This window comes from Streptomyces akebiae (assembly GCF_019599145.1).
Classification (GTDB): domain Bacteria; phylum Actinomycetota; class Actinomycetes; order Streptomycetales; family Streptomycetaceae; genus Streptomyces; species Streptomyces akebiae.
Map to the genome: position 1 here is coordinate 572,071 of NZ_CP080647.1, position 23,002 is coordinate 595,072.

16 protein-coding genes and 2 pseudogenes are annotated in these 23,002 nt (G+C 72.3%); 9 read left to right on the plus strand and 9 right to left on the minus strand.

Going from position 1 to position 23,002, the window contains the following annotated elements; genetic code table 11:
- Window positions 1-29: 29 nt before the first annotated feature.
- The 4 genes from K1J60_RS02470 to K1J60_RS02485 all read left to right on the plus strand — a co-directional run bounded on the left by K1J60_RS02470 (window position 30) and on the right by K1J60_RS02485 (window position 2,321).
- A complete protein-coding gene (locus K1J60_RS02470) occupies window positions 30-1,052 on the plus strand; it encodes a Ppx/GppA phosphatase family protein (RefSeq protein ID WP_220644690.1) in 1,023 nt (340 codons plus the stop codon).
- A 111-nt stretch (window positions 1,053-1,163) separates the two neighbouring features.
- Window positions 1,164-1,403: a hypothetical protein gene (locus tag K1J60_RS02475; protein ID WP_220651996.1), complete on the plus strand. Its 240-nt coding sequence runs from the start codon at window positions 1,164-1,166 to the stop codon at window positions 1,401-1,403.
- 169 nt (window positions 1,404-1,572) lie between these two features.
- Window positions 1,573-2,031: an STAS domain-containing protein gene (locus K1J60_RS02480; RefSeq protein ID WP_220644691.1), complete on the plus strand. Its 459-nt coding sequence runs from the start codon at window positions 1,573-1,575 to the stop codon at window positions 2,029-2,031.
- Between the two features lie 98 nt (window positions 2,032-2,129).
- Window positions 2,130-2,321, plus strand: coding sequence for a hypothetical protein (locus K1J60_RS02485; protein WP_220651235.1), 192 nt, complete (start codon window positions 2,130-2,132; stop codon window positions 2,319-2,321).
- A gap of 194 nt (window positions 2,322-2,515) precedes the next feature.
- On the opposite strand, the gene K1J60_RS02490 is transcribed toward K1J60_RS02485, so the two are convergent.
- Complete coding sequence (locus K1J60_RS02490; RefSeq protein ID WP_220644692.1) at window positions 2,516-2,950, minus strand: protease inhibitor; 435 nt, start codon at window positions 2,948-2,950, stop codon at window positions 2,516-2,518.
- A gap of 592 nt (window positions 2,951-3,542) precedes the next feature.
- On the opposite strand from K1J60_RS02490, the gene K1J60_RS02495 reads away from it, so the two are divergent.
- Window positions 3,543-4,709: an alpha-hydroxy-acid oxidizing protein gene (locus K1J60_RS02495; protein ID WP_220644693.1), complete on the plus strand. Its 1,167-nt coding sequence runs from the start codon at window positions 3,543-3,545 to the stop codon at window positions 4,707-4,709.
- Window positions 4,710-4,853: 144 nt separating this feature from the next.
- Here K1J60_RS02495 and K1J60_RS02500 read toward each other — a convergent pair whose 3' ends face one another.
- The 5 genes from K1J60_RS02500 to K1J60_RS02520 all read right to left on the minus strand — a co-directional run bounded on the left by K1J60_RS02500 (window position 4,854) and on the right by K1J60_RS02520 (window position 13,585).
- Window positions 4,854-6,689 (minus strand): RICIN domain-containing protein, encoded by a 1,836-nt coding sequence (locus K1J60_RS02500; RefSeq protein WP_220644694.1) that lies wholly within the window; start codon window positions 6,687-6,689, stop codon window positions 4,854-4,856.
- Window positions 6,690-7,260: 571 nt separating this feature from the next.
- Complete coding sequence (locus K1J60_RS02505; protein WP_033528576.1) at window positions 7,261-7,638, minus strand: toxin Doc; 378 nt, start codon at window positions 7,636-7,638, stop codon at window positions 7,261-7,263.
- 3 nt (window positions 7,639-7,641) lie between these two features.
- Complete coding sequence (locus K1J60_RS02510; RefSeq protein WP_220644695.1) at window positions 7,642-7,887, minus strand: hypothetical protein; 246 nt, start codon at window positions 7,885-7,887, stop codon at window positions 7,642-7,644.
- 152 nt (window positions 7,888-8,039) lie between these two features.
- The gene (locus tag K1J60_RS02515; RefSeq protein WP_220644696.1) at window positions 8,040-10,283 is read right to left on the minus strand and encodes a glycoside hydrolase family 9 protein; all 2,244 of its coding nucleotides are present in this window, start codon (window positions 10,281-10,283) and stop codon (window positions 8,040-8,042) included.
- A 212-nt stretch (window positions 10,284-10,495) separates the two neighbouring features.
- Window positions 10,496-13,585, minus strand: coding sequence for a glycoside hydrolase family 2 TIM barrel-domain containing protein (locus K1J60_RS02520; RefSeq protein ID WP_220644697.1), 3,090 nt, complete (start codon window positions 13,583-13,585; stop codon window positions 10,496-10,498).
- A gap of 262 nt (window positions 13,586-13,847) precedes the next feature.
- Here K1J60_RS02520 and K1J60_RS02525 point away from each other — a divergent pair, with 262 nt between their 5' ends.
- Together K1J60_RS02525 and K1J60_RS02530 are read left to right on the plus strand one after the other, a co-directional pair.
- Window positions 13,848-16,262 (plus strand): SpoIIE family protein phosphatase, encoded by a 2,415-nt coding sequence (locus K1J60_RS02525; protein WP_220651236.1) that lies wholly within the window; start codon window positions 13,848-13,850, stop codon window positions 16,260-16,262.
- Between the two features lie 146 nt (window positions 16,263-16,408).
- Window positions 16,409-17,668 (plus strand): SLC13 family permease, encoded by a 1,260-nt coding sequence (locus K1J60_RS02530; RefSeq protein WP_220644698.1) that lies wholly within the window; start codon window positions 16,409-16,411, stop codon window positions 17,666-17,668.
- Between the two features lie 10 nt (window positions 17,669-17,678).
- On the opposite strand, the pseudogene K1J60_RS47035 reads toward K1J60_RS02530, so the two are convergent.
- A pseudogene (locus K1J60_RS47035) lies at window positions 17,679-17,902 on the minus strand (Asp-tRNA(Asn)/Glu-tRNA(Gln) amidotransferase subunit GatB); the annotation flags it as partial.
- A gap of 15 nt (window positions 17,903-17,917) precedes the next feature.
- Entirely contained in the window at window positions 17,918-18,844 is a 927-nt protein-coding gene (locus tag K1J60_RS02535; RefSeq protein WP_220644699.1) for a helix-turn-helix domain-containing protein, read from the minus strand.
- Window positions 18,845-18,908: 64 nt separating this feature from the next.
- Between K1J60_RS02535 and K1J60_RS02540 the strand changes: the two genes are divergently transcribed.
- Window positions 18,909-19,703, plus strand: a complete 795-nt coding sequence (locus K1J60_RS02540) for a phytanoyl-CoA dioxygenase family protein (RefSeq protein WP_220644700.1) — start codon at window positions 18,909-18,911, stop codon at window positions 19,701-19,703.
- Between the two features lie 19 nt (window positions 19,704-19,722).
- Here K1J60_RS02540 and K1J60_RS46825 read toward each other — a convergent pair.
- A pseudogene (locus K1J60_RS46825) lies at window positions 19,723-19,992 on the minus strand (LuxR C-terminal-related transcriptional regulator); the annotation flags it as partial.
- Window positions 19,993-20,192: 200 nt separating this feature from the next.
- On the opposite strand from K1J60_RS46825, the gene K1J60_RS02550 reads away from it, so the two are divergent.
- The gene (locus tag K1J60_RS02550; protein WP_220644701.1) at window positions 20,193-22,940 is read left to right on the plus strand and encodes an ATP-binding protein; all 2,748 of its coding nucleotides are present in this window, start codon (window positions 20,193-20,195) and stop codon (window positions 22,938-22,940) included.
- Window positions 22,941-23,002 lie beyond the last annotated feature (62 nt).

Consider the following 23,002-nt stretch of genomic DNA (forward strand, 5'->3'; position numbering starts at 1 on the left):
TGAGGCGACTACCGGGTACTTCGGAGGTCATGCGGATGAGCGTGGTGGATGTGGGATCGAACACCGTACGGCTCGTGGTGGCGGACGCCGAGGGGGGTGTGCCGCTGCCGGTGCACACCGCCAAGTGGCGCCTGCGGTTGTCCGAGCAGGTACCACCCGGGGGTGATGTGCCCGACGAAGCCGTACGGCGGTTGTGCCAGGCGGTCACGGCGGCGGCCCGTACGGCGGAGAGATGGGGGGCGGCGACGCCGCTGGCGTTCGCGACCGCCGTGGTGCGGTCCGCGCCGAACTGCCGGGAGGTGCTGCGCACCGTGCGCGCGGAGACCGGCGTGCCGATCTGCACGCTGCCCGGCGAGGTGGAGGCCGAGCTCACCTTCCTCGGGGCGCGACGGTGGATGGGCTGGCGGTCGGGGCCGCTGGCGATGCTGGACATCGGCGGCGGCTCGCTGGAGGTGGCCTTCGGGCGGGGACGGTTGCCGGACTTCGTGGCCTCGCTGCCGCTGGGCGCGAACCGGCTGACGCACGAGTTCTTCCACGGGCAGGACCCGCCGTCGCCGGACAGCATCAAGGCGCTGCGCCGCAAGGTCCGTCATCAACTCCGGGACGTCTCGGCGCGCATCCGCTGGGAGGGGCCGCGCACGGCCGTGGCCACCTCGCGCACCTTCCAGCAGCTCTCCCGGCTGTGCGGATCCGCGCCGGGCCGCCACGGGCCTTTCGTGGAACGGGAGTTGCGGTGCGCGGACCTCGGCGAAGCCGTCACCCGTCTCGCCGCCCTGCCCGCGGCCCAGCGGGCCGCCCTGCCGGGCATTTCCGCACCCCGGGCGACACAGAGCCTCGCCGGGGCGCTGGTAGGGCACACCACGATGAAGCTCACCGGCCTGAAGAGCGTGACGATCTGCCCCTGGGCTATCCGCGAGGGCGTCCTGCTGCGGCACATCGAGGACGGTCCGGCGTGGTGGGCGGAGGTGTCCCGGGACGTCGAGGCCACCGGGTCGGCCGGTTCGGGCACACCGGGCGCGGTCCCTCTGCGAATCGCGGCACCGGCCCGCTGACCCGACCCGGCCGAGCCTGCCTCACTCCCACTCACCTCACTCCGACCGACCTCACCGCACCTCAGCTCAGCTCAGCTCAGCTCAGCTCAGCTCACAGGAAGGAGCACCCTCATGACCCACCACGACAAGCGGAGCCCGGACGACCAGCACGACAAGCACCACCGTCACGACCGACGCGGCGGGCCCAGCGGGGAAGACAGGCCCGACACCGCCCTCGACGAGGTCCTGCACGAGGCGGAGCGGGCCGAGACGGACGTCACCGACTCCGAGAGGCACCGTCGTCACCGCGGCGAGGCGGGCGACGCGATCACGCCCAACGAGCGGGCCCAGGAGGAGTCCCACCACGACTAGGGCCCCTGGCCTCGGCGACGACACCCTCCCAAAAGTCAATACACGGGGCGGCAATTCACCTTTTCGAGTGTCGTAGATCTTGTGCGGGGCGCGAAAGGGATGGCCTGCTCCGCGCCGGGGTAGCTAATCGGATCCAATGCGCCCTACCCCTGACAAAGGTGGAGCCGCCATGACTCCGGATGCCCATGACCGCGCCGCCCCTCGCCCCGAGGGCACGGCCCCAGAGTCCGGATCCGGGCCGGAGTCGGGGTCGGTGGCGGCCAACCCGTACGCCCGCACCCGCCGGATCGGCCCCTTCGTCGTCGTCGAGGTCTCGGGCGAGATCGACATGGCGTCGGCGGGGTCCCTGGCCGAGCATCTGACGGCCGCCGCCACCGGGGCGGCCCAGCCGGACGTGCTCGTCGACCTGCGCCACGTCGCCTTCTTCGACTGCTCGGGGCTGCGCGTGCTGTGCAGAGCGGAGGCCACGGCCAGGTCACGCGGCGGGCGACTCCGTCTCGTCTCCGACCAGCCCCGGATACACCGGTTGCTGCGCGCCGCCGGCCTGCTGGGCCGTTTCCCGCCGCTACCGGGCGTCCCGCCCGCGTCTCCCCCGCCCCCTCCTCCACAACGGCCAAGTCTCAAGTAGCACTTCAATGAAACGATTGAAGGACCTGCGGCAGGCACACACCGTTCCGGCGGACACCGGCGCGGAATCAGAGGGACACAGAAGTGGAGACGCGCGAAGTGAAGTTCCTTCTCGAAGTCGACCTGGACAGCACGGACTGGGACGAGGGCACCACCGTCCAGGAGTTGGAGCGCATCCTGCGCTACTGGGGCGGCAACCTCAGGCACTGCGAGATCAGCCCCGGGGACGGGCAGACCCTGTACGACTCCGGCCACCAGGAGGTCGGCCGCTGGACCGTCACCACCGAGTGACCCACCGGACCCCGGCATGATGCCGGGGGCCGGCCCGCGGCCCCACTCCGCTTCGGCCGGCCCCCGGACGGGGATCGCGTGACGCACCGCGACAGGGCTCGCGCTCCCCAGCCACGGGCCCTCGCTCATCACTCACGGGGCCACGCAACCCCGGTCCTACGGCCGCCGTCGGGCGACCGTGTCGTACGGGAGGTTCAGAAGGCGTACAGCACGCTCGCGGCGGAGTCCTTCACACACTCGTTGGCGAAGGTGCGCTCGTACGCGACGCGCTTGCCCTGCCAGACACCGTGCACGGTGACGATCACCGGGTCGAACTGCTTGGTGCACATCGCCCCGGCGCTGCGGCTCAGGGCCTCGAAATCACCACCGCTGTCGCGGAGTTCGGCACAGGCGTCGGCGGGTGCCGGATGGGTGCCGGCGGGCCTCGGCGCACAGCTCAGGGTGACAGCGCGCTCGGGGGTGACGGTGGCCGAGGTCTCGCCGTGGCCCACGGTCAGCACCAGGGCCGACGGGGCGTAGAGCCCCTTCGCGGCGGGCTCGGGGGCCGCGAGCGCGGGCCCCGCGAGGGGACCGCAGACGGCGGCGGCCGTCAGGGTGAGAGTCGCTGCCAGGCGCGCGGTCTTCGGCATGGTGTGCATCCTTCCGCTCTGCAGGAGTGCCCGGACGGCCCCGTCACATCGGTCGCGTGTACGAAGCCGGCCCGGACGGTGCCGGTTCGGCGAGCGCGAGTCTGCCGGGTCCCAGGCCGGAACACACATCGAACCCACAGGTTTCGGTAACTTTGAGTATTGAATCAGTGGCTAGAAGTCACGGAATTCGAACATGCAAACCCCGATTCTGGGCGGTTCTCGATCGCCCCATGATCATGAATGGCCGGATCTCCACCGCTGGGCAATCGGCCTGAAACATTCCGCTTCGGCCCGCGACAACCGCCCGAACGGCCCCCGAAGCGACCGGAGATGGCGGACGATTCATCCATCGGGCCTGCGAAGAATGGACGAAGCGCCCTCTGGTCACCGGTCGGCACGCACCCGTACCGTCACCTCGCCCGAAGCTCCGCCTCTCCGGTCCACGCCGGTCCACGCCGGTCCACGCCGAAGCCTCCTCGTCCGCGAGGCGCTCGGAAGGTGGACGGCGCCCCTGCGGCTCGTCAGGATCGTCGGCGACACGAGGCGTTGTCGGACGCGAGGCGTTGTCTACGGTGAGGGGCAGGGCGGACGGATGGCGAAGCACTGGGCGGACTTCCAGTACGAGATCTACCTGGGTGGGATGGGCGGGGCCGTGCCCCGGCTGCCCATGGACCTGACCCGGCTGGAGGAGCTGGCCGAGCACCGGCTCGGTGCCGGTCCGGTCGGCTACGTGGCGGGCAGCGCGGGGAACGGCAGCACGGCCCGCGCCAACCGGGAGGCCCTGGAGCGGCACCGGATCGTGCCCCGGCTGCTGCGGGACGTGGGCGAACGAGACCTGTCCGTGGAGGTGTTGGGCCGTGCGCTGCCGGCGCCGGTGGCGCTCGCCCCGGTCGGCGTACTGTCGATCGTGCACCCGGAGGCGGAGCCGGCTGCGGCGCGGGCGGCCGCCGCGCAGGGCGTGCCGTACATCCTGTCTTCGGCGTCCAGCACGCCCTTGGAGCAGGTCGCGGAAGCCATGGGCGACGCGGAACGCTGGTTCCAGCTGTACTGGGCGAAGGACCGTGAGGTCACCCGGAGCTTCCTGCAGCGGGCGAAGGCCGCCGGGTACTCCGTGCTCGTCGTCACCCTCGACACACCGTTGCTCGGTTGGCGGCCCCGCGATCTGGAGCGGGCGTATCTGCCGTTCCTGCACGGCGTCGGCACCGCCAACTACTTCTCCGACCCGGCGTTCCGAGCGGGACTCGCCAAACCGGTCCACGAGGATCCGAACGCGGCCGTGCTGCATTTCGCGGGGATGTTCGGCGACCCCGGGAAGACGTGGCCCGACCTCGCGTTCCTGCGTGAACACTGGGACGGGCCGATCGTGTTGAAGGGCGTGCTGCACCCCGACGACGCGCGGCTCGCCGCGGACGCGGGGATGGACGGGGTGGTCGTCTCCAACCACGGGGGGCGGCAGGTGGCGGGAGCTGTCGGGGCGGCGGACGCGCTGCCGGGGGTGGTCCGGGCCGTGGGTGATCGGCTGACGGTGCTCTTCGACAGCGGTGTGCGTACGGGCGACGACGTCTTCAAGGCGTTGGCGCTCGGGGCGGCCGCCGTGCTGCTGGGGCGGCCGTATGTGTACGGGCTGGCGCTCGACGGGCAGGCGGGGGTGGAGCATGTCATTCGGTGTCTGCTCGCCGAGTTGGATCTCACGTTGGCGTTGTCCGGACATCGGGGGCCGGGGACCGTGGATGCCGGCAGCCTGGTCGGGGGTGCCTGACGCGGTTCCCGCGCGGTTCCCCGCGCCCCTGAGAGAAGCGGGGCTGCGCCCCGGCTTTCTTCAGGCCCGCAGGGCCTGTCGCTTTCAGGGGCGCGGGGAACCGCGCGACCAGCCCCCACCCACCCGCACCCGGACCACGACCTCCTACAGGCCTAGCCCCGTCAAGAGGGCCGGGACATCCACGGACGTCACCGGCGTCAGCGGCGGAACCGGCTCCGAACCCCCGGCATCCCCGTCCTCACGCACCGACAGGACCGACCCACCCTGTTCCGCCTCGGCCTCCGGCGTGGCGAATGGCGACGGGGTGGCGGACTTCTCCGGATCCGGGGCCGAGGTCGCGTCCTCGGCCTCCGGTTCCTCGGAGACCGGCTCGGTCTCGGGCGTGGGCGCCTCCGAGCCGGAGACCGAGAGGGACTCGGGGCTGGCGGTCACCCCGTCGGTGAGCCAGCGTTGCTTGGTGGAACTGTCCCGGACCTTGACGACGACGTCCTCCTTGGGCTCCGTGCCGATGGGGGCCATGGCGAGCCCCTCGCCCCACCTGGGCAGCAACTCGCCCTGGACGGTGAAGTCGTAGCGGACGTCGTCGCCCCGCTTGGAGTGCTCGTCCGCGCAGCCGCCGAGGACGACGACGCCGGCGTCCACCTGGGAGTCCAGGCACAGCTCGGGGTTGGCGACACTGCGCAGCAGACCGTCCTCCTCGTAGGACCACTTCTGGGTCCAGGCGGAGTCGCACACCGCGAGTTCGGTCGAGGCGCCCTTCACGGCCTTGCCGCCCGCGATGTCGAGGCACAGGTCGGCGGCCTGGTTGCGCAGCCGGGTCTGCTGGGGTGCCGTGGGACGTCCGGCAGAGGCCGGCGGAGTCGGCGAAGCACTGTCGCTGGTGGCCTCGTTGCCGGTGTCCGGCGCCGTGGCGACGCCCCCGGTGGCGCTGGTGGAGGCGGCGGGGTCGGCGCCGCTGCCGTCGTCCGAGAGGAACGCGGCGCCCAGGATCGCCGCGATCAGGGCGCCCGAGGAGACGCCGACGGTGAGCAGGGCGCGGGGGTTGCGCGCTCCGGAGGTGATCCGGCGACGCTGCGCCGGGATCTGGGAGAGCAGACGGTGCCGGCCGCCGCTCCCGGGACGTCTCGACGCGCCCTTCTGCGGCATCCGGCCGGGCCGGGAGTCGAGATAGCGCCGGGCGCCCCAGCCGAGGACGGCTTCGGCGATGACCCCGCCCAGTCCGCCCTCGAAATGGCTGAGTTGCTCGGCCGCGTAACGGCAGTAGCGGCACTCCAGCAGATGCTGCTGGACGTCCGGCAGCAGAGCGCCGCCGCGGCGAATGGGCACGTCCAGCAGTCGGTTGTAGAAGCGGCAATCCTTGGACGGCGCCAGTTCCCGATGGGCCCGGACGCAGCCCTCACGGAATTTGTCCCGTGCCTGCTCCAGGGTGGCGACCGCGCTGTCGGTGTCCAGCCCGAGTAGACCCGTGGGTATGGTTATCGTTTCGGCTTCTACTTCGGTGTGCCACAGCAGGCACTGGGCCACCGCCGGGAGGGCCTGGAATGAGCGCTCGATGAGCTTGCGGTTTTCGGGCGTCATCGACTTCGCCGCCCGCATACCGCGCCCGCCGGCGGGCTTGCGCAGATCCGGCAGCACGCCGGAGACGCCCCCTTCCGCGGACCACTCCTTGACGGTGTCGCGCGCGGCCACCAGCAGCCGGGGCCGCAGGGCGACACCCGACTCGCCCCGCATCAGCCCGTCGAGCACACGGTGGAAGGCGGTCGCGGTGACCATCGAGGCGACCTGAGACTGGGTGGCGAGGCAGATGACCGCGTAGTCGTGGGTCGGCTGCCAGTGCCGTGCCATCAACAGGGCGACGGGATCGCCGGTACCGCCCTCCGGCCAGCCCCTCAGCCGGGCGGCGAGAGTCTCGTCGGACTCTCCGGGCACCGGCCCGGGGGCGGGCGGAAACGTGGGGCGGGGAGGGTGGGGGGTGTGCACAGAGCGGGTTCCTTCCAAGGCACAAGATGGCACACGGAGTTGTGGCCGCCGAAAAGGGCCCTGGATTGGTGCGTACCTTTTTGGCGGGCGCCGGGAAAGCGGCCGGGGACGGAGCCGCACGATGGCCGCCTTCCGTGAGCCTTTTGGGCCCTTCGGCGACCGGGAAAGCCAAATGGCCTTTCCGGCCGGGCCATTGCCCCTGCGCAGGAAGTTCACCCTTGCACAAGTTACTCATGACTAACAAGGCACTTGTGCAACATCCGCATCACTAAAAGCAGGTCAGATGACCGGTACGAATCCTTCCGCTTCGCAGAACGAACCACTCCGGTTCCATAATGCTCAAGGCTTCAAGCACCCCGTGTGAATCGCACGCACACCACGGTGGCCCGCGCACGCTCCCGGCGCGCCGACGGTTCGGTGTTCACTGAAGCCGGCCACCTCGGAAGGCCCCGCGCGGAACGGCGGCTCTCCCGCGCGAAACGGCCGCCGACCTTGATCCTCCCGCCCTCGGTCGGCGGCCCCGGGGGAACACCTCCACTCGCTCCCGGAGGCTCCGGACTCTCCGGCCCGCTCAGATCTGCCAGGACCGCAGCCGGTCCGCCGCCCCGTAGACGTCGGTCTTCCCGGAGATCAGGTCGCGCGCGAGATCCACGAGGGCCCCGTACGGCGGATCGATGCCGACACCGCTGACGAACATGTACGCCACGGCCGTCGCGCAGGCGAAACGGGCGTTGGCGGCCGGCAGGGGCTTGAGCAGGGCGAGGGTGTGCAGCAGCGCCGCGGCCCGCCAGGCCGGGTCGGAGTCGACCCCGAGGCGCGGCGGGTCGACACGGTGCCGGGCCACGGCGGCGACGAGTGCCGAGAAGTCGTTGACAGTGGGCTGCTCGGGCATGACCTCTTCGTGTCGCTGGAGCAGCCAGGGCACGTCGATGTGGATCACGGGAGCCATCGGTCAGACGGCCCGCCCCTCCGTCTTGGCGGCGGGTTCGTCGTCCGGGAAGGCGGCGGCGAACTCGTCGGCGTGCGCGGTGAAGAACTCCCGGAAGGCCTCCGCGCCCTCCTTCAGCGCCCGGTGCCGCACGATGTCGGCCGCGGCGGCCTCGCGCACGAGCGCCTTCATCGACGTACCGCGCTCCTTGGCCATCTGCCGCAGATCCTCGAGCTCGCGGTCGCTGAACTCCACATTCAGAGCTGGCATGCGCCAACGGTACCGCGAGGGTACTTACCCGTAAATAATCGCAGGTCGGACATGATGGAGAGCGGTACCGAAGCGTGGTGGCGGCTGGTCCCCGACAGACACGGCGGCCGACGTCCCGGAGGACGTCGGCCGCACGCGTGCCCGGTGGGGTGTCAGCTCTGGTCCGCGACGAACGACGCCATGCGTGCCAGCGCCGCGTTCCAGTTGATCGTGTGTTCGTTGGTCGACCAGGACTGGATGTCGTCGATGTAGCAGAACTGGCCGACGCAGCCCTGGAGTTTGCTCTGCGCGTAGGGGTCCTGGATGCTCGAGTTCGGGCCGCCCGCGAGGGTGCCCCTCGGGGGGTTGGGCTGGTCCGGGTCGAGCTGGTGGGCGTACCAGCGGCTGTGCTGGTTGCGGGCGTCGACCTCGCCGTAGCCGGTGACGTAGGAGATGTTGAGGGCGTTACGGCCGAAGAGGTAGTCCATGCTCTGGAGCGCGCCCTCACGGTACTTGGAGGCCCCGCTGATGTCGTAGGCCGTGGCGACGACGACCGCGTTGTTGAGGATCTGGTGGTTGGAGCCCCAGTCGTAGAGGTTGTTGTCGGGCGCGTACGGCATGCCGTACGGGTGGGCCTTCAGGGTGGCCAGGTAGCGGTCGGCGGCCTTGACCACGGACTGGCGGACCTTGTCGCGGCCGGGCAGCTTGTTCGGCACGGTCGCGAGGTCGAGGCGGCCGGCGGCGGCCGTGCGGGCCCAGTCGAAGCCGATGGGTCCGAAGATGTCGGCGGTGTGCACGGGTGAGGCGAGGACATGGTCCTCGAAGGCCTTCTCACCGGTGGTCAGGTACAACTGGGCGGCCGCCCAGTAGAACTCGTCGGTGACGTTGTTGTCGGAGTAGGTGCCCCCGCCGATGCCGTCGCTCTCGGAGGCGTACACGGCCGGGTGTTCCAGGGCCGCCGCCCACGCCGTGCGGGCCGCGGTGAGGGCCTTCGCGGCGAAGGCGCGGTCGTGGGGGCGGTAGAGGCGGGCCGCCTGGGCGGCCGTCGCCGCCAGGTTCAGGGTGGCCGCCGTGCTCGGCGGGTGCAGTTCGCGCTTCTGCGGGTCGTCGGCGGGCATCAGCGGCAGGCCGGTCCACTGCTCGTCATGGATCTTGTGGTGGGCCATGCCCGCCAGCGGCTCGCCCTGCGGCACCTGCATCTTCAGCAGGAAGTCCAGCTCCCAGCGGACCTCGTCCAGCAGGTCGGGCACCTTGTTGCCGCTCTCGGGAATGTTCAGCGAGCCGTCGCCGAGCTTTCCGGCCTTCCCGGTGCGGGCGTGCAGCGCGCGTTCGTAGGTGCTCAGCACCTCCCAGGTGGAGATGCCGCCGTTGACGACGTACTTGCCGTGGTCGCCCGCGTCGTACCAGCCGCCGGTGACGTCGAGCCGGTAGTCGCAGACGCCGGGCTGGCAGGGCACGTTCCCGTCGCCCTGGTTGGGTGCCACGTCGACATGGCCGGCGGCGCGGCCGTAGCCGGGGCGCAGGTCGTCGTCGATCGGGGTGCCGCTGCGCTGGGTGTAGTAGTACTTCAGCGAGTCCAGGCGGAGGCGTTCGTAGGCGGCCGGGTCGATGTCGAAGGGGCGGCTGGTCTCGCCGTCGACGGCCAGGGTGAAGCCGGTGCCACGCACCCGGTAGGCGCCGAAGTCGATCGAGTGGACGTGCTGCCCGGAGGAGGCGTCGAGACCGCGCGGGGTGCTCCGCCCGTGGGCGACCACGGCCCCCGAGGCGTTCTTCAACTGCCAGGGCAGCCGCGCCGTCGCGTCGGTCACCAGGGTGGCGTTCTTGGGCCCGGCGGGCAGGTACGCCACCTGGTTGACCCGCACCCGGGGCCCGGTGTCCGGCTCGTACACCTCCGGCGGCACCCCGCCGAGCAGCGACACGTCGTCCATGCAGAACGTGAACGGGTCCGCGTTGCCGCCGACCTGGAAGCCCACCTGGCCCTGGGTGGTGTCGACGGGCGAGGTGAAGGTGTACGTGTAGGAGTCGCCCGAGACGTTCAGTTGCGGGCTGACCTCGAAGTAGGTGTCGTACGGGGCCACCGACAGGCCGACGATGGCCCGCAGGACGTTGCCCTGGGGCGTGCCGGAGGCGGAGAAGCTGAAGCGGTACGACTCGCCCTTGACCAGGGTGATGTCGTTCTGGCCGACGGCGGCGTCCCAGCGGTTGGTGGTACCGCCGGGGATCTCGGCGCAGAGGCGGCCGTCGGTGAGGCCGGCGGTGACGTTGCCGGTCGTCCACCAGGGCGCGGTGGTGGTGTCGAAGGCGCCGTTCTTGACCTGTTCGACCTCCTCGGCCTGAGCCGGGTCGGCGGGCAGCGCGGTGAGCGCGGCCGCGAGGAGGGTCGTCAGGGCGAGCAGGGTCGTTCTGTGTCGTTTCACGTCTGGGCTCCTCGGAGGAGGTGGGGGCGCAGTCGGTGACGGGTGGTGCGGGGTGGAGGGTGGGCGGGACAAGGCGTGGGAGCGCTCCCAGATGCGGACGTTGGCCATGCTGTTAGAGACATGACAGCCCGTCAACGGTCCGGACGGGACTGGTTTTCCCGTCCGGACCTGAAGGGCTCCTCCCGGCCTCCCGGCCTCCCGGCGCCTCGCGGTCAGACCGCGAGAACGTCAAGCCTGCTGATCCGCATCGCGCCGCGCGCCTCGCCCGGATGACGGCTCGTCAGCGTGAGGCGGACGCGGGAGCCGCGCACCGGGGTGAACGTGATCGCCGTGGGGGCGTCGGAGACGGCGGCCCAGTCGGTCTTCGCGCCCCGCACGGGGACGTACCGTCCGCCGTCCCACACCTCGACCCCGACGGTCTCGGGCAGGGTGTGCCCCGCGTCGACGGTGAAGGAGACCTCGACCCGGTCGACCGTCCCGGGCCGCCCCCAGTCGACCGAGACCCAGTCCTCGGGCCGGGCCCCGCCGAACGCGGGCAGCAGGGCGGTGGCCGCCTTGTGGAAGGCGTTGGACCAGCCGGTGGCGGGATCGCCGTCGAGCACGGCGGCGGGCAGGGTGTCGGGGCGACCGGAATAACTGGCGTCGGCGTGGGGGTAGGTGACGGCGGCCGGGTGCTCGGGCTCGAACGCGGCGGCCGGGGTCGTCGACCTGTCGCGCGCCGCCGTGGCGCGCACGCTCACCTTCCCGGTGCGCAGCCCCTTCACCCGTGCCGTCACGCGCACCGCGCCCGCCTCGACGCCCGACCGTACGATCGCGAGCGCCTTGCCGCCGAAGGCGGTCCGGGTGGATGCCTGGTAGCGCTCGGCGCTCTCCTCCCGGCCGTTGTCGACGCCCGCGAGGGAACCTCCCCGCACGTCGAAGGTGATCAGGTGCTCGGCGTCGGGGACCACCACGCCCCGGGCGTCGACGATCTCCGCGGTGACGAAGGCCAGCGAACGCCCGTCCGCCCTCATGGATGCGCGGTCGGCGGTGAGCCGTACGGCGTGCGGCTCACCGGCCGTGCGCAGGACATCGGTGGCGACGACCCTGCCGTCGCGCCGTGCCACCGCCTTCAACTCGCCGGGGGTGTACGGCACCTTCCAGGTGAGGTGGAGTTTGCCCGCGCTGCCGTTGGGGCTGGTGTAGCTGCCCGGGTACGGGCCGTCGGTGAAGGTCTTGTCGTCGCCGGTGGGCTCGGTGGTCTCCAGGTAGGTCCGCCCGTCGAGGGTCTTCTTCTCGTCGAACCTCCTCGTCCCGAGGGACTTTCCGTTGAGGAACAGCTCGACGGTGGCGACGTTGGAGTAGACCCACACCTCGACGGTGGCGCCCCTGTCGTGGTTCCAGGTCATCGGCAGCAGATGGACCATGGGCTCGCTGGTCCACTGGCTCCGGAAGAGGTGGTACATGTCCTTCGGGAAGCCGGCCGTGTCGACCGCGCCGAAGAAGGACGCCTTCACCGGGAAGACGTCGTACGGCGTGGGCTCGCCGATGTAGTCGATGCCCGACCAGAGGAACTGCCCGGCGAACCACTTCCGGTCGCGGTCCTTCTTGTGGCCGTACTCGCCGCTCATGGTCCAGGAGGCGAGGTTGTTGTCGTAGGAGGAGACGCCCCGCTTGCCGGGCGTGTGGTTCTCGCCGGTGTTGAGGCGCTCGGGCTCCTGGTAGACGCCTCTCGTGGAGGTCTCCGAGGACGACTCCGACTCGAAGAGGAACAGGTGCGGGTAGCGGGCGTGCAGGGCGTCCACCGACTTGGCGGTGTTGTAGTTGAGGCCCAGGCCGTCGAGCTTGGCGAGGATCAGATCGCCCGGGGTGCCGGGTGCGGGGACGCCGCGGTGGCGGTGGGAGCCGATGACGACCGGGCGGGTGTCGTCGGAGGCCTTGACGGCGGCGATCAGGCGGTCGGCCATGGCGAGGCCGGAGGTGGAGGTGAACTCGGAGACCTCGTTGCCGATCGACCACATGAGGACTGCGGGCGAGTTGCGGGCCGCGAGCACCATCTCGGTGACGTCCCGGTCGGCCCACTCGTCGAAGAAACGGCCGTAGTCGTAGCGGGTCTTGGGGCTGCGCCAGCAGTCGAAGGCCTCCACCGTCATCACGATGCCGAGGTCCTCGCAGACCTCGATCATCTCGGGCGAGGGCGGGTTGTGGGAGGTGCGGAAGGCGTTGACCCCCATCGACTTCATGATCGTCATCTGCCGGCGGATCGCGTCGGCGCTGACGGCGGCGCCGAGCGCGCCCAGGTCGTGGTGGAGGTCGACGCCCTTGATCTTGTGCGGGGTGCCGTTGAGGTGGAAGCCCTCGTCGGGGTCGAAGCGGAAGGTGCGGATGCCGAACGGGGTGCGGTGGGTGTCGGTGGTCCTGCCGCCGACGCGCAGTTCGGTGGTGAGGGTGTAGCGGTGCGGGTCCGCGAAGTCCCACAGCCTCGGCTCGCGGACGGCCAGTTCGTGGGTCTCGGTCGCGGTGTCGGTGACGGCGACCGTGGAGGACGTACGGGCGACCGTCCGGCCACCGCCGTCGACGACCCGGGAGACGACCTCGACGTCGGCCGTGCCGCCGGAGGCGTTCACGACGGAGGTACGGACGCGGACCAGGGCGCGCTTGTCGGTGATGTCCGGCGTGGTGACGTACGTGCCCCAGCGCGCCACGTGCACGGGGTCGGTGACGACCAGTCGGGCCTCGCGGTAGATGCCGCTGCCCGAGTACCAGCGGCTGCTGGGCAGGCGGTTCTGCACCTTGACCGCGATGACGTTCTCGGTGGTGCCGTCGGTGTGCAGCAGATCGGTGAGGTCGAAGGCGAAGCCGGTGTAGCCGTAGGGGTGGCGGCCGACCTCGGTGCCGTTGCAGTGGATGTGGGAGTCCATGTAGACGCCGTCGAACTCGACCGAGATCCGCTTGTCGGCGAGGGAGGGCGGCAGGGTGAAGCTGGTGCGGTACCAGCCGAGGCCGCCGGGGAAGAAACCGGTGCCGCTGGTGGTGCCGTGTTCCGTGGTCGGGGCGAGTTCGATGGACCAGTCATGGGGGACGGCGACCCGCCGCCAGGCGGAGTCGTCGAACCCGGGGCGGGCGGCGTCGGCGTACTCGCCGGTCGGGTCGGTGATGCCACCGGGATTGACCAGGGCGAAACGCCAGCCGTCCCGGAGCGGGACGGTGCGGCGGGTGGAGGCGGGTCTCGACCGGGGGGCCGCGGCCGCGGTGCCCGCCAGTGCTCCCGCCATCGGGGCGGAGGTGCCCGCGACGAGTAAGGATCTGCGGGTGACGGTCATGATGTTCCCTTCGTCGAACGTGCGGGTGGACGTTCCGGGGAGCCGTGGAGCGCAAGACCCCACAAGCCATCACATGCGATCGTGACCGAACAAAATCTGACGACCCGTCCCACGGGTCGTCAAGGGCCCCTCGCCCCACTTACCGAACACCGGTTCAGCGAATCGCTCGGAGGTACGGTTTCCCATCCGCTTTTCCGGCGGAGCGCATAGGCTGGAATTCGCCCGTAAGCCCGTTCGGTCCGGCGGAATGGAACTCGCGACGATGAGGAGCCGCAAGGTTACGCACGGTGACACCCCTGCGTATGCTTTGGACGGTGCCGCCACGGCGCGGGCGGCCATGGACGGCGACGGCACGATCGTCGAGTGGAACGAGGGCGCCAGACGTCTGCTGGGCTGGGACGCGACGGAGGTCGTGGGCCGCCCCGCCGAGGAGCTGCTGGCCCCCGGGCGCTCCTTCCTGCCGCCCCCGCCGGGCAGCCGCAGCTGGAACGGGACGCTCGCGCTGCGTCACCGCGACGGCCGCACGGTGACCGCGTGGCTGCTCGCCCACCACCGGGGCCTGAAGTACGCCGACGGCGGCGGCAGCTGGCTGGTTCTCTGTCCACTGGACGATCCCGGCCCGCTGGTGCGCGACGATCCGCTCACGGCGGCCGTCATGGTCCAGTCGCCGTGCGCCATGGCCGTCTTCGACGACCGCCTCAGGCTGCGCGGCATCAACGACGTGATGGCGGACGCCGTGGGAATGCCCGAGGAGAACCTCCGGGGCCTGCACATCTCCGAGATCATCGGCGGACGCCAGGGCGAGAAGCTGGAGGAGCAGCTGCGCGAGGCGCTGGCCCTGGGCCGCCGCAAGGACGTGCAGACCTTCCTGCGGGCCGCCGACGAGAACCGTGCCCACGCCTGGTCGGCGGCGATCGCCCCGCTCATGGACGAGACCGGGGTGCCGATCGGGGTCTGCGTCACCGGGCACGACATCACCGAGCAGTACCTGGCGCGGCAGCGGCTGCAGCTGGTGAACGAGGCGAGCATCCGCATCGGCACCACCCTCGACGTGCGGCGCACCGCCCAGGAGCTGGCCGATGTGTGCGTCCCGGTCCTCGCCGACTTCGTCAGCGTCGACCTCATGCAGTCCCTCGACCACGGCGACGAACCGCACGAGGGCCCCCTCTCCGCACCCTTCACCCTGCGCCGCGCCGCCCACCAGTCGGTGACCCCCGGCTGCCCCGAGGCGGTGGTCGAGGTGGGCCGGACCGATGTCTACCCGGCGACCTCCCCACAGGCGGCGTCCCTCTCGGTCGGGCACACGGTCGTGGCGACGGACCCCGCCAACACGCTCGCGGACTGGCTCGCCTGGGACCCGAAACGCGGCCGGCGGGTCAAGGAGCTGGGTGTCCACACCACCATGTCGGTACCGATCCGGGCCCGGGGCACCACCCTCGGCGTGGCCGTCCTGACCCGCTTCAAGCGGCTCGACCCGTACACCGCCGACGACGAACTCCTCGCCGAGGAGGTCACGGCCCGCGCCGCCGTCTGCATCGACAACGCCCGCCGGTACTCCCGCGAACGGGAGACCGCCCTCGCCCTCCAGCGCAGCCTCCTCCCCCAGACCCTCCCCCGTATGCCCGCCCTGGAGGCCGCCTCCCGCTACCTCCCGGCGGCCCAGGCCGGCGTCGGCGGCGACTGGTTCGACGTCATCCCGCTGTCCGGGATGCGGGTCGCCATGGTCGTCGGCGACGTCGTCGGACACGGCGTCCAGGCCTCCGCCACCATGGGCCGCCTGCGGACCGCCGTACGCACCCTCGCCGACGTCGACCTCGCCCCCGACGAACTGCTCACCCACCTCGACGACCTCGTCGTACGCCTGTCCGCCGAGGCCGGCGGCGAGGGGGTGACCGGCGAGGTGGGCGCCACGTGTCTGTACGCCGTCTACGACCCGGTGACCCGGCGCTGCACCTTCGCCCGTGCCGGGCATCCGCCGCCGGTGGTGCTGGATCCCGACGGGCGGCCCATGGAGGTGGAAGTGCCGTCGGGACAGCCGCTGGGCCTCGGCGGACTGCCCTTCGAGTCCGCCGAGCTCGAACTGCCCGAGGGCACGGTCATCGCCCTCTACACCGACGGCCTGATCGAGACCCGGGACCGGGACATCGACGCCGGTCAGGAGCTGCTGGCGGAGGCGCTGTCCGGCCGCAAGGGCTCGCTCGACGACATCTGCCAGGACGTCGTCCAGTCCCTGCTCCCCGCGAACGGCGCCCCCGACGACGTGGCGCTGCTGCTGGCCCGCACCCGAGGGCTCCGGGCGGAGCGGGTGGCGACCTGGTCGATACCCGCCGATCCCGCGTTCGTCGCCCGGACCCGCCAGTACGTGCTGACGCAGATGGCGCTGTGGGGGATCAGCGAGTCGGCGTTCACGGCGGAGCTGGTCGTGAGCGAGCTGGTCACCAACGCCATCCGGCACGGTGCCCCGCCCATCCAGCTGCGTCTGATCCACGACGACACCACCCTGATCTGCGAGGTGTCGGACGGCAGCGGCACCGCCCCGCATCTGCGCCGGGCCAAGACCTTCGACGAGGGCGGACGCGGTCTGCTGCTCGTGGCCCAGCTGACCCAGCGCTGGGGCAGCCGGCACACCGAGGACGGCAAGACGATCTGGGCGGATCTGGCGTTGTCGGAGGAGTGAGCACGACGTCGCCGCAGTGAGCCGGCTCTCACCGCGGGCCGCACGCGTGTTCGCCGGGCGTCGACGGGCAGCTGTAGGGTGCACCAGTCTTCGCGCCCTCACGCGCCCTGACCTCCCCCCACGAAGAACGCCCCGAAAGCCCTGCCGTGAACACCGCCCTCGCCGAGGTCCTGTCCGTCGTCCTGCTCGTCGTCGTCCTCGGCTGCGCGGTCGCCCGCCCGTTCGGACTGCCGGAGGCGGTGGTCGCGGTCCCGGCCGCCGGCATCACCGTCGCCGTGGGTGCCGTCTCCCTCGACCACGCCCGCGCCGAGGCCGAACTCCTGGGCCCGGTGCTCGGCTTCCTGGCCGCCGTACTCGTGCTGGCCAAGCTCTGCGACGACGAGGGCCTCTTCCAGGCGTGCGGGGCATGGATGGCCCGCGCCTCGGCGGGCCGTCCCCGGCACCTGCTGGGCTCGACGTTCCTGCTGGCCTCCGGCATCACGGCGGTGCTCAGCCTGGACGCCACGGTCGTCCTGCTCACCCCCGTGGTGTTCGCGACCGTGGCCCGGCTCGGTGCCCGCCCCAAGCCACATGTGTACGCCACCGCGCATCTGTCGAACACGGCGTCGCTGCTGCTGCCCGTCTCCAACCTGACCAACCTGCTGGCGTTCACGGCGAGCGGGCTGACCTTCACCCGGTTCGCGCTGCTGATGGCGGCGCCGTGGGCGGTGGCCGTGGCCGCCGAGTACGTGATCTTCCGCAGGTTCTTCGCGGCCGACCTGGACGCCGTGACGCCCGCGCCCAAGAAGCCGGTCGAGGCACCCGAGCTCCCGATGTTCGCGCTGGTCACGGTCGTGTGCACACTCGCCGGGTTCGTGCTGACGTCCGTGCTCGGGATCGAGCCCGTGTGGGCCGCGCTGGCCGGGGCCGTGGTGCTGTCGGTCCGCGCGCTGGTACGCCGCACCACCGGCCCGGTCGCACTGCTGCGGTCCGTCTCGCTGCCCTTCCTCGCGTTCGTGCTGGCGCTGGGCATCGTGGTGCGCGCGGTGGTCGACAACGGCCTCGCCGACGCCCTCGGGCGGGTGATGCCGTCCGGCACCGGCCTGCTCGCCCTGCTCGGTGTGGCCGCCCTCGCCGCCCTCCTGTCCAACGTCATCAACAACCTGCCGGCGGTCCTGGTGCTGATCCCCCTGGCCGCCCCGCTCGGCACGGGCGCCGTCCTCGCCGTGCTCCTCGGCGTCAACATCGGCCCGAACCTCACCTACGCCGGTTCCCTGGCCACCCTGCTGTGGCGGCGCATCGTCCACCAGCACGAGCACGACGTGGACCTGGGCGAGTTCACCCGCCTCGGCCTGCTCACCGTCCCGGCGGCGCTGCTCTCCTCGGTGGTGGCGCTGTGGCTGTCGCTGCTCGCCTTCGGGGGCTGAGCGGCGCCGCGTGGAGGTGCCGGGTCTCCTGGATGATCATCCCCACCCCACTGCTCAGGACGGCCGCGTGCCCCCGGATCTCGGTGCGGGCGGCACGCCGAGCGCCATCACGATCCCGCGCAGCTCACGGACGTACGCCTTGGCGACCCCGCGCAGCTCACGGACGTACGCCTTGGCGACCCCGCGCAGCTCACGGACGTACGCCTTGGCGACCTCGGGAGCGCGCTCGCCCGCTGCCGAGGCGCTCCCTCAGCCGCCGTCCCGCAGCCCCTGCCGGTACTCCCCCGGCGGCACCCCGTAGCGCTGCCGGAACACCCGGCTGAAGTGGAACGGGCTGCCGAACCCGGAGGCGGTGGCCACGCGCTCCACGGGCAGTTCGGTGGCCTCGAGGAGACGGGCGGCGTGGCGCAGTCGGGCGTGCCGCAGCGCGCGCATCGGGGAGTGCCCCAGCTGCTCGGTGAAGAGGTGCGCGAACCGGGACGGGGAGAGGGCCACGCACTCGGCGAGAGAGCGGACGGTGTGCGGGGCTCCGGGGTCGGCGGCGATCAGATCCTCCGCCCTGCGGATCCTCGGGTCCGCTCCGGTGGGGCGCGGCTCGGAGCGGGCGGCGGTGAGCAGCACCGCCTCCTCCAGGGAGCACAGGGCCAGTTCGCGGGCCGCCGTGCCGTGCGCCACAGCGACCTCGGTGTGCTCGCCCCCCGGCCCGGCGGCCTCGGGGGCGGGCGGTGGGCCCTCGCCTGACCAGCGGGCGTCGGCGAGCATCCGGCGGAAGGCCGCGTCGACGCGTTCGCGGATGCCGTCGGGGGCCGACGGCACGGCGTACAGCCGGTCGCCGGTCTCGTACGGGCGCAGCCAGGCCGTCCAGGACGCCCGTGGCTGGCAGTGCACCCACCAGAACGCCCAGTGCCCGGCGCCCGGCCCGACGGTGTAGTGCTGCGGCACCCCCGGGCCGAGGACCACGAGGTCCCCGGGGGCCGCCCCCGTGCGCGCCGAGCCCTGCCGCAGCAGTCCCGCGCCGCCCGTGGTCCAGGTGAACAGCCAGCTGTCCGCGCCGCGCGGCCGGTGCACGGCGTAGGGCGGTCGCTGGTCGAAGCGTCCGATGATCACCTGGCCCGGCGGCGGCGACGGATCGGCGGGCGCAGCAGTTCCAGGCAGGTCGTCAGCACGCACGGGCATCCTTCCGAAAGGCGCTCGGCCCTAGCGTGGAGCACGTCGGACGACGGTGGGAAGGGACACGCGGATGACAGTCACGGGCAGGGCGGAGTTCGAGGAGAACGGCTGTCTGGTGGTGCGGGGACTGTTCTCGCCCGCCGAGATCGAGGAGCTGTGCGACCGTTTCACCGCCCTGCGGGAGGGCGGCCCGATCCCGGGGCACTTCCAGCCCCGACGGCCCGCGGCGGACGGACCGGCCGACCCGCTGGACACCCACCCCCGGGTGATGCACCCGCACCGCATCGACGACCTGTCGCTGCGGGTCCTCCTCGACACCCGGCTGCGGGAGATCCTCGAAGGGCTGCTCGGGGAGGAGGTCCTGGCCGCGCAGAGCATGTTCTACTTCAAGCCGCCGGGGGCCCGGGGGCAGGCGCTGCACCAGGACAACTTCTATCTGCGGGTCGAGCCGGGGACCTGTGTGGCCGCATGGATCGCCTGCGATGTGATCGACCGGGACAACGGCGGCCTGGAGGTCGTGCCCGGGACGCATCGGATGGATCTGTTCTGCCCGGAGGTCGCGGACTCGGAGGTGTCCTTTGCCCGGGAGTACGTGGCACCGCCGCCCGGCCTGACTCCCGTGCCCGTCGACATGGCCCCGGGCGACGTCCTCTTCTTCAACGGCAGCCTGGTCCACGGCTCCCAGCCCAACCGCACCACGGACCGCTTCCGCCGGTCCTTCATCGGCCACTACGTGGGCCGCTCCGCCGAACGCATCGGCCGCTACTACGAGACGCTGACGATGAGCGGCGCCCCCGTGGCCCTCGCGGAGAGCGAGGGAGCGGGCCCGTGCGGGACGGAGTTCGAGGCGATGGGCGCCCACTGAAGCGGGCCCCGCAGCCTCGGCCCAGTTCGAGGAGCCCCCGCCGGACCGCCTCGGAGACCGTGCTCGCCCGGTTCTCGGTGCCGAGCTTGCGGTAGACACGGACCGGGTGGGTCTTGACCGTGGCCTCGGTGAGATGGAGGGCGGCGGCGATGGCCCGGTTGCTGCGGCCCAGCGCCAGCAGCCGTACGACCTCGATCTCCCGGTCGCTCAGGGCGGTGCCCGGAGCGACCAGGTGACCGGCGAGGTGTCCGGCGAGGTGTCCGGCGGCCTCGGGGGCGAGCCCTCGGCCGGGGCCGCCGCGCGTCGCCCGTAAGCCGTCGATCCGTTCAACCGTTCGATTGAACGCGGCCCCATCCGTCACGGGGCGCCCCCTCCGTACCGCTCTGGCCCGATGCCCGCGTGCACCCGGCCACGCGCTGGTTGAATGGGGCGTCTTCACCAAAACCTCATACGGCCTGCACAAGAGGCCCCTGGTCGAAGGGCGTCGTCGTGGTTCTCAAGGGGCGGATCGGGGAACGTGAGCGGCTCGAACGACTGGTGGCGGAGGTGCGGCGGGGGCTGAGCGGGGTCGTGCTGTTGCGGGGCGACGCCGGGATCGGGAAGACGGTGCTCCTCGGTCACGCGGGCCGGGAGGCAGCCGATCTGCGGGTGTTACAGGTGGCGGGCGTGGAGTCCGAGGCGGGATTCCCGTTCGCCGCGTTGCAGCGGCTCCTCGTGCCGTTCCTGGACGGACTGAAGGAGCCCGGTGGGCTGCCGGCGTCGCAGCACGAGGCGCTCAGGGTGGCGTGCGGGCTTGCCGACGGTCCGCCCGCCGATCGGTTCCTGGTGGGGCTCGCCACGCTGACGCTGCTCGCGGAGGCCGCGAAACAGCGGCCGGTGCTGGCGTGTGTGGACGACGCGCAGTGGCTCGACGAGGAGTCGCTGGGCGTCCTCGCCTTCGTGGGGCGGCGGGTGCACGCCGAGGGCGTGGGGCTGGTGTTCGCGGCCCGGACCGGGTTCGAGGCACCGGCGGGTCTGCCGGTCACCGAGGTGGGCGGCCTGGAGGAGCCGTTCGCCCTGGAGCTGCTGCGGGAGGTTGTCACCGGGCCGCTGGACGCCCGGGTGGGCGCGCGGATCGTGGCCGCGACCGCCGGGAACCCGCTCGCGCTGGCCGACCTGGGGCAGGAGTTGACCGCCGACCAGCTCTCCGGCTCGTCGGCGCTGCCCGAACCGCTGCCCGTGGGGAGCCGGTTGGAGGCGCACTACCTGCGGCGGGTGCGCGAGCTGCCGGTGGCGGCGCAGACCTGGCTGCTGGTGGCCGCGACCGCGCCGGGCGGCGACCTCGGCTATGTCACCGGTGCCGCGCGCCGGCTCGGGATCGGGCCGGAGGACTCGGGGCCGGCCGAGGCGGCGGGGCTGGTGGTGCTGCGCAGGGCCGCCGAGTTCCGGCATCCGCTGGTGCGGTCGGCGGTGTACGGCGGGGCCACCAGCGTGGAACGGGGACGGGCCCACCGGGCCCTGGCGGAGGTGACGGACCGGCCCGCCGACTCCGACCGACGGGCCTGGCACCTGGCGGCGGCCGCCCTCGGGCCGGACGAGGAGGTGGCCGCCGAGGTGGAGCGCTCGGCCGACCGGGCGGGCGCGCGCGGCGGTCACGCGGCCCGCGCCACCTTCCTCGGCAGGGCCGCCGAGCTGACCCCGGGGGAAACCGCCCGGGCCGGCCGGCTGCTGGCCGCGGCGGAGGCCGCACTGTCGGCGGGAGCACCGCTCCAGGCGGAGTCCCTGCTGGACGCGATCGACGTCGCTCTGCTCGGTGACGTCGGCCGGGGCCGGGCGCTGCTCGTGCGAGCCCAGGCGGTGACGTTCCTCGGCGACATGGGCGCGTTCGCGGCGGCGCCCGCGCTGTGTCTGCGGGCCGCGCGGGCCCTCGCCGACGGGGCTCCGGAGCTGGCCCGGGAGGCGCTGCTGCGGGCGGTCCAGGGCGCGATCACCGCCGAACACCTCGTCCGGGACACGACGTTCACCGACATCGCGGGGGCCGTGGACGACCTGCTGCCGCGAACGGCGCCCGCGAACGGCGTCGACCTGGTGCTGCGCGCCTTCGCCGTCCTCGTCACCGACGGCTACGAGCGGGCCGTGCCGCACATGCGGAGGGCCCACGAGATGCTGCGGGACCCCCGGACCTCGGACCAGGACGTGCTCCGCGCGTATCTGCCCACCGTCACCCTGACGATGATGCTCTGGGACGAGGAGACCCAGCGCGCGGTCATGCGCCGGGCCGCCGACGTGGCCCGTGACACCGGCGCCCTGCTGGAGCTGGACACCGCCCTGTACTGCTCGGTGATGCACGAGACCAACCTCGGCGAACTGGCCCTCGCGGACGACCTGCACGCCCAGGGCCTCCAGATCCGCGCGGCGATCGGCGCCACCGACGACATGTGGGCGCTCTACCGGCACCCCGAACTGGTCGCCTGGCACGCGGACACCGAGGAACCGGAAGCGGTGCTGCGCGGCTCCGAGGAGGCCGGGGCCTGGCTGGGCAACGGCGCGGTGGAGTCCATCGCCCGCATCGGCATGGCGGTCCTCGCCCTCGGCTCCGGCGACTACGCGCGGGCCCGCACGATCACCCGTGAGCTGGTCGGGCAGGATCCGATCGCCTACCACTCCCGGATCCTCCCCCACCTGGTCGAGGCGGCCGTCCGCTGCGGCGACCGGGTCCTGGCCACGACGGCCCTGCGGACCCTGGAGTCCCGGGCGACGGCCACCGGCACCGCGTGGGCGCTCGGTCTGCTGGCACGCTGCCGGGCCCTGCTGGCGCCCGCGAGCGACGCCGATCCGCTGTACCGCGAGGCGATCTCGCTGCTCTCCGGCAGCGGCGCCCGTGCCGACCTCGCCGTCGCGCATCTCCTCTACGGCGAGTGGCTGCGCCGCCGCAAGCGCCGCAAGGCCGCCCGCGAGCAGCTGCGTACGGCGCTGACGATGTTCGACACCATGCGGGCCCGGGGTTACGCGACGCGCGCCGCACGGGAGTTGGCGGCGACCGGTGAGCATCCGCGGCGCGGTCCGGCGGGGGCGGACGGCGCGCTCACCCCGCAGGAGCTGACCATCGCCCGGCTCGCCAAGGCAGGCTCCACCAACGCCGAGATCGCCGCCCGGCTGTTCATCAGCGCCAGCACGGTCGACTACCACCTGAGGAAGATCTTCCGGAAGCTCGACGTCACCTCGCGGCGGCAGCTGGCACGGGTCCCGGAGCTCTGAGGCGGGCGGCCGGCGGGGGCTCCTCGGCGCGGAGGGCAGCTGTGGCGGGGTGGAGGGCCTCG